A 13,406-nucleotide genomic window follows, 5' to 3' on the forward strand; every position below is an offset into this window, starting at 1 on the left:
ACCGGGCCTCCCGTGAAACATCCGATCTGGCGCTAGTAGGCGCCGCGTCCGCCCGACTTCACCAGGACGACCGACGCGCGGTCGCCGTTGGCGTTGTGGTGGTTGAGCACCAGCAGGCCGTCGGACTTGTCGGCCTTCAGCGAGGCCTCGTTCTTGTTGACGACGAGCGCGGTGCCCGGCTTCGCGAGGTACGAGAGCGCCGCGTCGCCGCCGCCCTGCGCCCACAGACCCGGCTTGAGCGGGTCGAAGGACAGGTTGCGGTCGATCACGTCGATCAGCTTGTTCGCGTTGCCCGGCGCCGGGTAGTAGCCGCCGGTGCCCACGACGTACGAGATGCGGGCCGTGTCCTTCGACGCGTCGATGCCCAGGGCGCTCAGCAGCACCGGCAGGACGACGACGTTGGTGTCCTGGACGTTCGCGTCGACGTCACCGAACAGGCCGTTCACGCCCTGGATGTCGACGGTCTCGCCCGTCTTCAGGTCCACGGTGGACGCGACCAGCAGGTCGGTGTCGGTCAGGCGGGTCGCGAACACCTCGAAGTCCGCCGTGCCGTCACCGTTGGTGTCGATGTCGACGAACGGGACGGTGTTCTTGCCCAGGTTGTACCAGTTGCCCCAGGTCGCGACACCGAACGCGAGCAGCGCCTCCTCGGGCTTGCCTTGCGCCTTGGCCAGCGGGGCCGTGGAGGCCGCGCCGACGTAGCGGAGGTCGCCGCCCTTGGCGGTCTCGTTGAGCGCGCAGTTCTCGGTGACGTTGCGCTTGCAGTCACGCAGCTTCGGCGACTGGGCCTGCAGCTCGAGGACGCTGATCAGCGAGCGGTAGGCCTGCGAGCCGGTGCCCTGGTCGATGCCCTTGCCGGACACGTTCAGCACGGCCTGCTTGTCGTTGCCGCGGAACTTGAGGCTGGACTGGGTCTTGATGTCCGCGACCGGCTTCGGCGCCGAGTAGACCGACAGGCGCAGCGGCACCGTGGCGCCGGAGACCGGCGTGAAGGTCACGCGGCCGGAGGCGTCCGCGAGGAACTGGCGCGGCGTGTCGAGCTGGTTGGCCTCGACCGTCGAGTCGACCGTCTTGCGCAGCGCCTTCGGGTCGGTGATCTTCAGGGTGACCTTGACCTTCGCGACGCCGCGCGGGCTCAGCTTCACCTTGTCCTGCGAGAGCACGTAGCTCACGCCGGGGATCGTCGTGGCCGCGGTGTAGCCGACCTGGTACTCGACCGGCTTCGTCGACTTGTTGACGAGCTTGATGGTCTTGGACTTCGAGACCGGCTTGGAGACCTCGACGACGCCGAAGTTCGCGCTGACGTAGCCGTTGTCCTCCTCGACGTAGGCGAGGACCTGGTTGTCGATCGCGGACTTGCCGTCCACGCGGCCGGTGCCGACCCGGTTGGGGGCGAAGGTCTTGCCGTTCTCCTTCACGTCCGCACCGGCGGTGTTCATGATCGAGGCCTTGACCTCCTCGAGCGTCCAGTCCGGGTGCGCCTGGCGGACCAGGGCTGCGATGCCGGCGACGTGCGGGGACGCCATCGACGTGCCGGAGATGACCATGCGGTCGTCGCCGGAACCGACAGCGGTCGACGAGATCGTGTCACCGGGGGCCGCGACGTCCGGCTTGATGGACTGGCCGCGGGTGCCACGGCTGGTGAACGCGCTCGGGGTGTCCGAAATGGACTGGTCGTAGGTGGCCGTCGAGGTGCGCAGGTCACCCGCGAGGCGGACGACCAGCGTGCCCGCGTTCAGGGCCGGGCGCACCGCGTTGGTGGCCGAGCCGGTGAACTGGAACATCGGGATGGCCGCGTTGCCCGCGATGCCGGCCGCGAAGTTCTCCAAAGTGGACGAGAGCAGCACGCCCAGGCCGCCCGCTGCCTGCACGTTGTTGGCACGGGCACCGGAACCGCAGCGGCGCGTCGCGTCGTTGTCGTCCCACTCCAGCCAGACGAACTTGCCGGCGACCGCGTCCGTGATGGGCTGGCAGCCGTCGAGGTTGCCGGCCTGCGTCAGCTTGACGACCGGCAGTTCCTCGTCGTAACCGAGGTAGCCGGCGAAGTTCTGGCTGTACTGACCGGGCTTGAGGCCCTGGCCCTTCACCTCGGCGCCGTCACGCAGCACGTACGAGTCGCGCGTGGAGGCGACGGTCAGCGCCTCGGGCGTGTTGCCCGGCGAGCCGCCGATGTCGTAGAGGTCGCCGCCGTTGCCCGCGGAGAAGACCGGCATGACGCCGGCCTTGTACAGCTTCTTCACGAAGAGGCTGTCGGGGTCGTCCGGGGCGCCGTAGTCGGAGCCGAGCGACAGGTTGACCACGTCGAGGTGGTCGGAGAAGTCGCCGTCACCGTCGGGGTCGAGCGACCAGTCGAGGGCCTGCGAGGTGACGTTGGTCGAGCCCTCGCAGCCGAAGACCTTCAGCGCGAAGATCTGGGCCTTCGGCGCGGTGCCGGGGCCGATCTTCATGTCGTTGAGCTTCGCGGCGTCGAGCAACGTGTAGTCGCCCTTGAACGTGCTGCCGTCGGCGTTCTCGCCGAAGCCGGCCGTCGTGCCCGCGACGTGCGAGCCGTGACCGTTGCAGTCGAGGGGGTTCGGGTCCGGCTTCGGCGTGTTGATCGCCGGGTCGGTGCTCTCCCCGTCGTAGTCCTCACCGACGAAGTCGTAACCGCCGACGACCTTCGCGGTCGGGAAGTTCGGGTCCTTCACCCGCGGGTCGACGGCCCTGAACGCCTCGACCGTGCCGGGTCCGCCGAAGTTCGCGTGCGTGTAGTCCACACCGGTGTCGATGATGCCGACGCGGATGTCGTCGCCGAGCTTGCCGTACTGCTGCCAGACGTTGAGCGTCCTGGTGAGCTGGACGGCGTTCGAGTTCTGGCGCTTCTTCGGCACGACCGGGTAGACCGCGAGGACGTCCTCGCGCTGCGCGAGTTCGCGGACCTTCTGCGCGTCGGCCTTCACCACGACGCCGGGGACGCCGTTGGACGTGCGGTAGAGCTCCAAGGTCCGCGTGTCAGCGCTCTTGAGCTGGCCGACGACCTGGTCCGCGGTGGCGGACACGTCGCTCTTGGCCTGCTTGGCGGCCTGCTTCGCGACTTCCTTGCCCTGGCTCTTCTTCTCGTCGAACGCGTCGACGGCCGGCTTGCGGTCCAGCGCGACGAACGCGGTGACCGCGCCGGTGGCGTTCAGCCTGGGGGAAACCTTGAGGTGCAACGCTTGCGCGTCCAACCCTTGCGCACTCTTCACCGGCTGCGCGAGCGGTTCGCCCTGCGCCTGTGCCGTGGCGGGTGCGATCAGCAAACTGGTGATGGCAGAGAACACCACCAGACTCGATCGTCTCTTCACAACGTTGCCCCAACCGAGGTGTGTGTGCCTTCGACCCGAAGAAACAGTGCCGTGCCCTCTACGGCACCGGGTCAACCTCGTGGGGACGCTAATCGCTGATCGTGTCTCTGCGACTGCCCCGAAAGTATGAATGTGGTCTACGGATAGTTGCCTGTTACGACTTCGTTGTGAACGACGATGGACACGGGAAGGGGACTTTGCCGTCCCCTTCCCGGTTTGTCGTGACTATCCGAAGTCGACAGAGCGAACGGTGCGCGCGCCGACGGCGGCACCGATCGGGTCGAGCACCTGGGTGTCGACCGGGCGGTCCACGCGCAGCACCATGACCGCGTCGTTGCCGGTCTGGCTGATCTGCGCGGCCTCGATGTTCACGCCGGCCTCGCCGAGCAGCGTGCCGACCGTGCCCATGACGCCCGGACGGTCCGGGTACTCCAGCAGCAGCACGGTGCCTTCGGCCCTGAGGTCGAAGTTGCGGCCGTTGATGTTCACCAGCTTCTCGACCTGCGCGATGCCGCTCACGGTGCCGGACACGCTGAAGGTGCTGCCGTCCGCGTGCACGGACTTCACCGTGACGAGGCTGCGGTGGTTCGGGCTCTCGGTCTCCTTGACGAGCTCGACGCTCACGCCCAGGTCGGCGGCGAGGCTCGGCGCGTTCACGAACGTCACCTGCGACTCGACGACCTTGGAGAACACCCCGCGCAGCGCGGCGAGCGGCAGGATCGCGACGTCCTCATTGGACAGTTCGCCGCGGACCTCGACGGTGACGCTGGTCGGGGCCTTGGGCGAGAGTGCACTGAGGACGGTGCCGAGCTTCTGCACCAGCGGCAGGTACGGGCGGACCTCTTCGCCGACCGCACCGCCCTGGACGTTGACGGCGTCCGGCACGAACTCGCCGGCGAGCGCGAGGATGGTGCTCTTCGCGACGTCGGTGCCCGCCCGGTCCTGCGCCTCGGCCGTGGACGCGCCGAGGTGCGGCGTGACGACGATGCCGGGGACGTTGAACAGCGGGCTCTCGGTCGTGGGCTCGGTGGAGAAGACGTCGATGCCGGCGCCGCCGACCTGGCCTTCCTTCACGGCCTCGGCAAGGGCCTCCTCGTCGATGAGGCCACCGCGGGCCGCGTTGACGATGATGACGCCGCGCTTGGCCTTCGCCAGCTGCTCCGCACCGATGAGACCCTTGGTCTCCGGCGTCTTCGGCAGGTGGATGGAGATCGCGTCGGCACGCTCGAGCAGCTCTTCGAGGGTGACGAGCTCGATGCCGAGCTGGGCGGCGCGCGCCGCGGACACGTACGGGTCGTAGGCGATGAGCTCGACACCGAACGCGGCGATGCGCTGCGCGAACAGCTGGCCGATCTTGCCGAGGCCGACCACGCCGACCGTCTTGCCGTTGAGCTCGACGCCGTTGAACTTGGAGCGCTTCCACTCGTGGTTCTGCAGCGTCTCGTGCGCGGCCGGGATCTGACGCGCGACGCTCAGCAGCAGCGCGACGGCGTGCTCGGCGGCACTGACGATGTTGGACGTCGGCGCGTTGACGACCATCACGCCGTTCTGCGTGGCGGCCGGCACCTCGACGTTGTCCAGGCCCACACCCGCGCGGGCCACGACCTTCAGCTTGCGCGTGGCCGCGAAGACCTCGGCGTTCACCTGGGTGGCGGAACGGACGAGCAGGGCGTCCGCGTCGGCGACAGCGCTCAGGAGGGCTTCTCGGTCGGTGCCGTCTACGTGGCGCACTTCGACGCCGTCGCCGAGAGCGTCCAGAACGGACGGCGCGAGCTTCTCGGCGATGAGGACAACAGGTCGGCTCGTGTTGCTCACGGACATCGCTCCCAGGAAGGGTCGGATCGTGGGGCGCGGGCGTGGTCGGGGGCGGCTGGCCCGCGCCGACCGGAGCACCGCAATGTGTCCGGACTGTTAACGAGCATAGACACCGGCCTTGCGCGCGCGTTCCGCCGGGTGGCTCAGGTCACCGCCCGCGTCTTGCAGTATGGGACGAAGCATGGGTGGACGTGGCGTTCACCCGTCAGAGTGGCGCCCACGCCCTGGGAACGGGTGGGGCGTTGACGTAGGGCCGGTGGAGGGCTTCGACTGGGCAGGAGGGGCCTGCCGGGGGCGTGCGGGGCCGTGCGGGTGAGCGAGCGCTTCGGCATGCGGGCGGGTGGTTCCGGTTCCAGCGGGTTGGCCGCGTTCCGGACGTTCCGCCACCTTGCGAGGTGGGCGCGCCGCGTCGACAGGCGCCGGTTGGCACCGCGCGGGGCGGGTTGCGCTGACTCGTCGCGTTCCAGCGGAGGGGTCGCCCGCCGTGCGGGCGGTCGCCCCGCGAGGGTGGTCGGCCCTACCAGGGCTCGTCGAACTCGCCGTCCTTCGCGCCCAGCACGAAGGCGTCCCACTCGGCCATCGTGAAGGTCAGAACGGGTTCGAGCTGCTTGGAGTTGCGCATGGCGACGTACGTGGCGCCGTCGGTGTGCTCGATGAAGGCGATCTCGACGTGGCCGTCTTCCGGTTCCGGCTCCGGCGGGCGCTTCCACTCCGCGTTGCGGAGGTCCAGCTTGCCGCGCACGTGGGCCTTGTCGTCGTAGATCGGCGCGCTCTCGGTCATGCGAAAGACGCTAGCGGATGGACGCGAACGAAAAGCGGAAAGGCCCGCGGGGCGTCACACGCGCTCCGCGGGCCTCCCTGGGGGAAAGACCTGGTGAGGAAGGTCAGGCGGTCTCGGTGATCGGGCGGTCGACCCACGACATCATGTCGCGGAGCTTCTTGCCGGTGACCTCGATCGGGTGGTTCTCACCCTCCTGCTGCAGCTTCTTGTAGTTCGCGCGGCCGTTGTCGTCCTCGGCCACCCACTCGTTGGCGAAGGTGCCGTCCTGGATCTCGCCCAGGATCTTCTTCATCTCCTCCTTCACCGAGGCGGTGACGACGCGCGGGCCGCGGGTCAGGTCACCGAACTCGGCGGTGTCGGAGATCGAGTAGCGCATGCGGGCGATGCCGCCCTCGTACATGAGGTCGACGATCAGCTTGAGCTCGTGCAGGCACTCGAAGTACGCGACCTCGGGGGCGTAGCCCGCCTCGGTGAGGACCTCGAAGCCGGCCTGCACCAGCGCGGAGGCGCCACCGCAGAGGACGGCCTGCTCGCCGAAGAGGTCGGTCTCGGTCTCCTCCTTGAACGTCGTCTTGATGACGCCGGCGCGCGTGCCGCCGATGCCCTTCGCGTAGGACAGGGCGAGGGCCTGGGCGTTGCCCGAGGCGTCCTGCTCGACCGCGATGAGCGCCGGGACGCCCTTGCCGTCGACGAACTGGCGGCGGACGAGGTGGCCGGGGCCCTTCGGCGCGACCATGGCGACGTCCACACCGGACGGGACCGTGATGAGGCCGTAGCGGATGTTGAAGCCGTGGCCGAAGAAGATCGCGTCGCCCTCGTTGAGGTTCGCGGCGATCTCGTCGGCGTAGATGTGGCGCTGCGCGGTGTCCGGCGCCAGGATCATGATCACGTCGGCCCACGCGGAGACCTCGGCCGGGGTGCCGACCTCGAGGCCCTCTTCTTCCGCCTTGGCGCGGGACTTGGAGCCCTCCTGCAGGCCGATGCGGACCTCCACGCCGGAGTCGCGCAGCGACAGGGCGTGGGCGTGGCCCTGGCTGCCGTAGCCGATCACGGCCACCTTGCGGCCCTGGATGATGCTCAGGTCGGCATCGTCGTCGTAGAAGATCTCGACGCTCACAGTGTTTCCCTCTTTCTAGTACTAACGAACCGCGGTGGCGGTGATGGAACGAGCGCCACGGCCGATGGCGACCATGCCGGACTGGACGATTTCGCGAAGCCCGTAGGGCTCCAGCATGCGCAGCAACGCGTCGAGTTTTTCAGACGTGCCGGTGGCCTCGATCGTGACCGCTTCCGGGGACACGTCGACGACCTTCGCGCGGAAGAGCTGGACGGTTTCGAGGACCTGCGACCGCACCGTCGCGTCCGCGCGAACCTTGATCAGCACCAGTTGCCGCTGAACGGAAGCACTCGGCTCCAGCTCCACGATCTTGATGACGTTGATGAGCTTGTTGAGCTGCTTGGTCACCTGCTCCAGCGGCAGCTCGTCGACCGACACCACGATGGTCATGCGCGAGATGTCGGGGTACTCGGTGCGGCCGACCGCGAGCGACTCGATGTTGAAGCCGCGGCGGGAGAACAGGCCGGCGACGCGCGCGAGCACACCGGGCTTGTCCTCGACCAAAACGCTCAGCGTGTGCCTGGTCATCACAGGTCCTCATCGAACAGGGGGCGGATGCCGCGGGCGGCCATGATCTCGGAGTTGCCGGTGCCCGCCGCGACCATGGGCCACACCTGGGCGTCCTTGCCGACGACGAAGTCGACGACGACCGGGCGGTCGTTGATCTCCAACGCCTTTCCGATCACCTCGTCCACCTCCTCGCGCGACTCGGCGCGCAGGCCCGCACATCCGAGGGCTTCCGCCAGGAGCTTGAAGTCTGGGATGCGGTGCTTGTGCGTCCCCAGATCCGTGTTGGAGTACCGCTCGCCGTAGAACAGCGTCTGCCACTGGCGGACCATGCCCAGGTTGCCGTTGTTGATCACGGCGATCTTCACCGGCAGGCCCTCGATGGCGCAGGTGGCGAGCTCCTGGTTGGTCATCTGGAAGCAGCCGTCGCCGTCGATGGCCCACACCGTGCGGCCGGGCTCACCGGCCTTGATGCCCATCGCGGCGGGAACGGCGAAGCCCATCGTGCCGAGGCCGCCGGAGTTGATCCACGTGCGCGGGTGCTCGTACTTGACGAACTGCGCGGCCCACATCTGGTGCTGGCCGACGCCCGCCGTGTAGATCGTGTCGGCCGGCGACAGCTTGCCGATCCGCTCGATGACGTACTGCGGGGACAGCGTGCCGTCCTCCGGCCAGTCGTAGCCCAGCGGGAACGTCTCACGGATCGAGTTCAGCGTCTCCCACCACGGCGCGAGGTCGACGGCCTTGGCCGTCTCGCGCTCGGTGCGGACGGCGTCGATCAGCTCGGTGATGATCTCCTTGCAGTCGCCCACGATCGGGACGTCCGCGCGGCGGTTCTTGGAGATCTCCGCCGGGTCGATGTCGGCGTGGATGATCTGCGCGTCCGGCGCGAACGAGTTCAGCTGACCGGTCACGCGGTCGTCGAACCGGGCGCCCAGTGCGATCAGCAGGTCCGACTTCTGCATCGCCGCGACGGCGCCGACGGTGCCGTGCATGCCGGGCATGCCCATGTGCTGCTCGTGCGAGTCGGGGAACGCGCCGCGCGCCATCAGCGTCGTGACGACCGGGATGCCGGTGTCCTCCGCCAGGCGCAGCAGTTCGGCGTGGGCGTCCGCCTTGATCACGCCGCCACCGACGTACAGGACGGGCTTGCTCGCGGCCACGATGAGCTTGGCGGCCTCGCGCACCTGCTTGCCGTGCGGCCGGGTCGTCGGCCGGTAACCGGGCAGGCGCATCTCGGGCGGCCACGAGAAGCTGGTCTGCTCCTGCAGCACGTCCTTGGGGATGTCGACGAGGACCGGGCCGGGTCGGCCGGTCGACGCGATGTGGAACGCCTCCGCGATCGCCCGCGGGATGTCCGCCGGGTCGGTCACGAGCACGTTGTGCTTGGTGATCGGCATCGTGATGCCGCAGATGTCCGCCTCCTGGAAGGCGTCCGTGCCGATCAGCGGCCGCGACTGCTGGCCGGTGATCGCGACGATGGGCACGGAGTCCATGTTCGCGTCCGCGATCGGGGTGACGAGGTTGGTCGCACCCGGACCCGAGGTCGCCATGCAGACCCCGACCTTGCCGGTGGCCTGCGCGTAACCGGTCGCCGCGTGTCCCGCGCCCTGCTCGTGGCGGACGAGGATGTGCCGGACCTTCGTGGAGTCCAGCAGCGGGTCGTACGCGGGAAGGATCGTCCCGCCCGGAATGCCGAACACCACTTCACACCCGACCGCCTCAAGCGAGCGGACGAGGGACTGAGCCCCGGTCACTCGAATCGGCGCGCCAGTGGGCGGAGCCGGTTTGGGCCGCGGACCTGGACGTGGCGACGAGGGCTCGGAAGCCTGTCGCGATGGTGCGCTGGTCATTGGTTTGCCTCGTGGGTATCGGGGTCCGGACACGAAAAAACCCTCGACAACCCGGAGTTGGGTCGTGCGAGGGTCGCGCGTCGACGCAGGCTGTTCGGCTCAGGCGTCGACGCGCCTGAGAAGTACGAGAACGAGCGTGCGCTGCATGAAGCGGACGTTATCGCCTCGCGCAAGAGTGCGTCAACTCTGCGGGATGGAATTCCCGGATCGTGGACGTGGAACAATCGTCCGGGTGAAGAAGCTGGTCTTTCGCATCCCGGCAACGGCCCTGCTCGCAGCGGGTCTGATCGCCATCTGCGTCACCCCTGTGGCGTGGCTCGCTCCGGGGTTGCAAGCGCTCTACGTCCTGCCCCTCGGCTACGCCTACTGGGTGCTGCGCAACCGCACGACGGTCACCGAGGAGCAGATCGTGGCGCGCGGCGTGTTCGGCACGACGACGATCCCGTGGACCGAGGTCAAGTACATCCGCCTGATCCAGAAGGGCTGGCTGCGGGCGGTCAAGGAGGACGCGTCCGAGGTGACGCTGCCCGCGGTGCGGTTCATGTACCTGCCGGCGTTGTCGTTGGTCAGCGGCGGACGTGTGCCCGACCCGACGGTCAGGGAAGAACCCGTTGCGGAGGAGCCCGCGGAAGCGGCCGCGGACGAGGTCGTAGAGTCGGATAAGTGACCAAACGAGTTCCGCTGCTGAGCCTGCTGCTGTCCATCGCAGGCCTGCTGACCTCGGCTTACCTGACGTACACGCACTTCGACGCGAGCGCGCTGGTGTGTTCCGCGGACGCCGTCATCGACTGCGAGACCGTGACCACGAGCGAGCAGTCGGAGTTGCTGGGCATCCCCGTCGCGTTCCTCGGACTGGCCTTCTTCGCGTTCCTGACGGTGATCTGCCTCCCGTTCGCGTGGCGGGTCGACGCCCTGAAGTGGGTGCGTCTCGCGGCGGTCGGCATCGGCGTGCTGATGGTCGTCTACCTGGTGGCCGCCGAGTTCCTCATCATCGGCAAGATCTGCCTGTGGTGCACCGTCGTGCACGTGATCACGCTCGCACTGGCGTATCTGCTGGTCTCCGCGAGTCTGCGCACAAGTAACCTTTGAGGCACCGCTCCCAGACTGGTGGACGCCTCACCCCCGCGTCCCGCGCGCCTTTTTCTTGAACTGAATCTGGAGGAGCAGTGCCTCAGCTCCGCTCTCGCACCACCACGCACGGTCGCAACGCAGCCGGAGCCCGCGCGCTCTGGCGGGCCACCGGCATGACGGACAGCGACTTCGGCAAGCCCATCATCGCGATCGCCAACTCCTACACGCAGTTCGTGCCGGGCCACGTGCACCTGCGCGATCTCGGCGACATCGTGGCCGAGGCCGTGCGCGAGGCGGGCGGCGTGGCACGCGAGTTCCACACGATCGCGGTCGACGACGGCATCGCCATGGGCCACAGCGGGATGCTCTACTCGCTGCCCAGCCGCGAGATCATCGCCGACTCCGTCGAGTACATGGTCAACGCGCACCAGGCCGACGCGATCGTGTGCATCTCGAACTGCGACAAGATCACCCCCGGCATGCTCAACGCGGCCATGCGCCTCAACATCCCCGTCGTGTTCGTGTCCGGCGGCCCGATGGAGGCCGGCAAGGCCGTCGTCGTCGAGGGTGTCGCCGTCGCGCCGACCGACCTGATCACCGCGATCTCCGCCTCGGCCTCCCCCGCCGTGAGCGACGACGGGCTCTCCGAGGTCGAGCGCTCCGCGTGCCCGACGTGCGGTTCCTGCTCCGGCATGTTCACCGCGAACTCCATGAACTGCCTCACCGAGGCCCTCGGCCTGTCGCTGCCGGGCAACGGTTCGACGCTGGCCACCCACGCCGCGCGCCGCGAGCTGTTCTCCGAGGCCGGCCGCGTCGTCGTGGAGCTGTGCAAGCGCTGGTACGGCGAGGACGACGAGTCGGCGCTGCCGCGGTCGATCGCGAACCGCAAGGCGTTCGAGAACGCGATGGCGCTCGACATGGCCATGGGCGGCTCGACGAACACGGTGCTGCACATCCTCGCCGCCGCGCAGGAGGGCGAGATCGACTTCACGCTGCAGGACATCGACGACCTGTCCCGCCGCGTGCCGTGCCTGTCCAAGGTGTCGCCGAACTCCGACTACCACATGGAGGACGTGCACCGGGCCGGCGGAATCCCCGCACTGCTGGGCGAGCTCTACCGCGCCGGCCTGCTGAACGACGACGTCACGTCGGTGCACACGCCGACGATGGCCGAGTGGCTCGGCAAGTGGGACATCCGCGCGGAGAACCCGTCGCCGGAGGCGATCGAGCTGTTCCACGCGGCCCCCGGCGGCGTGCGGACGACCGAGGCGTTCTCGACGTCGAACCGCTGGTCCTCTTTGGACACCGACGCGGCCGGTGGCTGCATCCGCGACGACGAGCACGCCTACACCCGTGACGGTGGCCTGAACGTGCTGCGCGGCAACCTGGCCGAGCGCGGCGCGATCATCAAGTCCGCGGGCATCGACGAGGAGCTGTGGCACTTCGAGGGCCCGGCGCGCGTCGTCGAGTCCCAGGAGCAGGCCGTCTCGGCGATCCTGAACAAGGAGATCCAGGCGGGCGAGGTGCTGGTCGTGCGCTACGAGGGCCCGTCAGGTGGCCCCGGCATGCAGGAGATGCTGCACCCGACGGCATTCCTCAAGGGCTCCGGCCTCGGCAAGAAGTGCGCGCTGATCACGGACGGCCGGTTCTCCGGCGGTTCGTCGGGCCTGTCGATCGGCCACATCTCGCCGGAGGCGGCGGGCGGCGGCACGATCGGGCTCGTCCAGAACGGCGACCGGATCCTGATCGACGTCCACGAGCGGCGGCTGGAGCTGCTGGTCGACGCCGACGTGCTGGCCGAGCGCCGCGCGAAGATGGAGGCGTCGGAACGGCCGTGGCAGCCGGTGGACCGGGTTCGCCCGGTGACGGCGGCGTTGCGGGCCTACGCGCGGATGGCGACGGACGCGTCCACGGGCGCGGTGCGCAACCCGGACCTCTAAAGAGCCAGTGCGAGCGCCATGCAGGCGCCGAACACGAGCCAGCCCGTCAGCGGTCCGCTGACGGGCTGCTCCGTTCTCTTGACCATGACGCCGGCGACGACGAGGCCCGCGAGCAGGCCGAGCGGCGGCAGCAGGGACTTCGCGGTGAGCCCGAACGGGAACGCCACCAGGTAGACGACCGGGATCCCGATCACCAGCAGGGCGAGCTGGAGCACCGCTCCCGTCAGGTTCTTCCGCATGCGGGGATTCTTACCGGAAGACGAAGTAGGTCACCGCCGCGCCACCGGCTCCGATCAGCAGGGCGATGAACCCGGCTGCCAGCGGGTGGCGGAACCAGCTGCGGTTGTAGTCCAGGGCGGCGCGGCCGGGTCCGGCGAACAGCGCCGCGAACGCCATGCCGGCGAGGGCCAGCTCCAGTTCCACGCCGTTGGGGCCGAAGAAGCCGCCCTTGTACTGCAGCGCGATGACGTTGGCCATCACGGCGAGCAGGCCCGCCGCGGCGAGCGGGGTGAACAGGCCCAGCACGAGCAGGCCGCCGCCGGCGAGTTCGGTGATGCCGGTGACCCAGGCGAGGACGACCGACTCGCGGTAGCCCATCTTCTCGAGCGACTGGGCGAAGCCGTTGATGCCGGGGCCGCCGAAGAGGCCGAAGACCTTCTGCAGGCCGTGCAGCACGAAGATGCCGCCGAGCACCGCGCGCAGCCCGAGCAGGCCGATGTCCGGGCCGGCGGTCCAGCCGAACTTCCTGCGGTCGTCGTCGAACGGGTCCGCGTCCCGGGAGTCCTCAGTGGACGTCTCCAGCGGCGTGTAGGCCGTCGTGTCGAACGACTTCGTGGTCGAGTCGTACGGCGACAGGGCGTCCGACCCGGCTCTGGTGGTGCCGTCGTCGAAGTGGTGCACTCCCCCTCCGCTGCTCGAGTAGAACGAGTCGTCGGAGAAAGCGCTCGAACTCGCCGAGCCTTTGTCGTGAGTAGCCACGCCCGCACGCTAGGGGGCCAC

Annotated in this window: 11 protein-coding genes; 3 read left to right on the forward strand and 8 right to left on the reverse strand. The window is 68.8% G+C overall.

Annotated features, from left to right (window positions below; all coding sequences use genetic code 11):
• Positions 1–32: 32 nt before the first annotated feature.
• The 6 genes from DFR72_RS06730 to DFR72_RS06755 form a co-directional block, all read right to left on the reverse strand.
• Entirely contained in the window at positions 33–3,305 is a 3,273-nt protein-coding gene (locus tag DFR72_RS06730) for a S8 family serine peptidase (RefSeq protein ID WP_090066766.1), read from the reverse strand.
• A gap of 243 nt (positions 3,306–3,548) precedes the next feature.
• Positions 3,549–5,138, reverse strand: coding sequence for a phosphoglycerate dehydrogenase (gene serA / locus DFR72_RS06735; RefSeq protein ID WP_090066767.1), 1,590 nt, complete (start codon positions 5,136–5,138; stop codon positions 3,549–3,551).
• A gap of 517 nt (positions 5,139–5,655) precedes the next feature.
• Positions 5,656–5,919, reverse strand: a complete 264-nt coding sequence (locus tag DFR72_RS06740; protein ID WP_090066479.1) for a DUF397 domain-containing protein — start codon at positions 5,917–5,919, stop codon at positions 5,656–5,658.
• 103 nt (positions 5,920–6,022) lie between these two features.
• Complete coding sequence (gene ilvC / locus DFR72_RS06745; RefSeq protein ID WP_030479766.1) at positions 6,023–7,036, reverse strand: ketol-acid reductoisomerase; 1,014 nt, start codon at positions 7,034–7,036, stop codon at positions 6,023–6,025.
• A 21-nt stretch (positions 7,037–7,057) separates the two neighbouring features.
• Positions 7,058–7,564 (reverse strand): acetolactate synthase small subunit, encoded by a 507-nt coding sequence (gene ilvN, locus DFR72_RS06750; RefSeq protein ID WP_030479767.1) that lies wholly within the window; start codon positions 7,562–7,564, stop codon positions 7,058–7,060.
• The gene (locus DFR72_RS06755; RefSeq protein ID WP_090066480.1) at positions 7,564–9,396 is read right to left on the reverse strand and encodes an acetolactate synthase large subunit; all 1,833 of its coding nucleotides are present in this window, start codon (positions 9,394–9,396) and stop codon (positions 7,564–7,566) included. The genes ilvN and DFR72_RS06755 overlap by 1 nt, the downstream gene beginning before the upstream one ends.
• 232 nt (positions 9,397–9,628) lie before the next feature.
• Between DFR72_RS06755 and DFR72_RS06760 the strand changes: the two genes are divergently transcribed.
• The 3 genes from DFR72_RS06760 (at position 9,629) to ilvD (ending at position 12,407) form a co-directional block, all read left to right on the forward strand.
• Positions 9,629–10,063: a PH domain-containing protein gene (locus DFR72_RS06760; protein WP_170176158.1), complete on the forward strand. Its 435-nt coding sequence runs from the start codon at positions 9,629–9,631 to the stop codon at positions 10,061–10,063.
• Positions 10,060–10,485 carry a vitamin K epoxide reductase family protein gene (locus DFR72_RS06765; RefSeq protein ID WP_090066482.1) on the forward strand — a complete coding sequence of 142 codons (426 nt, stop codon included), beginning with the start codon at positions 10,060–10,062 and terminating at the stop codon, positions 10,483–10,485. The genes DFR72_RS06760 and DFR72_RS06765 overlap by 4 nt, the downstream gene beginning before the upstream one ends.
• A 77-nt stretch (positions 10,486–10,562) precedes the next feature.
• Entirely contained in the window at positions 10,563–12,407 is a 1,845-nt protein-coding gene (gene ilvD / locus DFR72_RS06770) for a dihydroxy-acid dehydratase (protein ID WP_090066483.1), read from the forward strand.
• On the opposite strand, the gene DFR72_RS06775 is transcribed toward ilvD, so the two are convergent.
• Both DFR72_RS06775 and DFR72_RS06780 read right to left on the reverse strand, forming a co-directional pair.
• The gene (locus DFR72_RS06775) at positions 12,404–12,646 is read right to left on the reverse strand and encodes a hypothetical protein (RefSeq protein ID WP_090066484.1); all 243 of its coding nucleotides are present in this window, start codon (positions 12,644–12,646) and stop codon (positions 12,404–12,406) included. The two genes, ilvD and DFR72_RS06775, sit on opposite strands and share 4 nt — an antisense overlap.
• 10 nt (positions 12,647–12,656) lie before the next feature.
• Complete coding sequence (locus tag DFR72_RS06780) at positions 12,657–13,385, reverse strand: DoxX family protein (protein ID WP_090066485.1); 729 nt, start codon at positions 13,383–13,385, stop codon at positions 12,657–12,659.
• Positions 13,386–13,406 lie beyond the last annotated feature (21 nt).

It is taken from the genome of Lentzea flaviverrucosa, assembly GCF_003350445.1.
Lineage (GTDB): Bacteria > Actinomycetota > Actinomycetes > Mycobacteriales > Pseudonocardiaceae > Lentzea > Lentzea californiensis.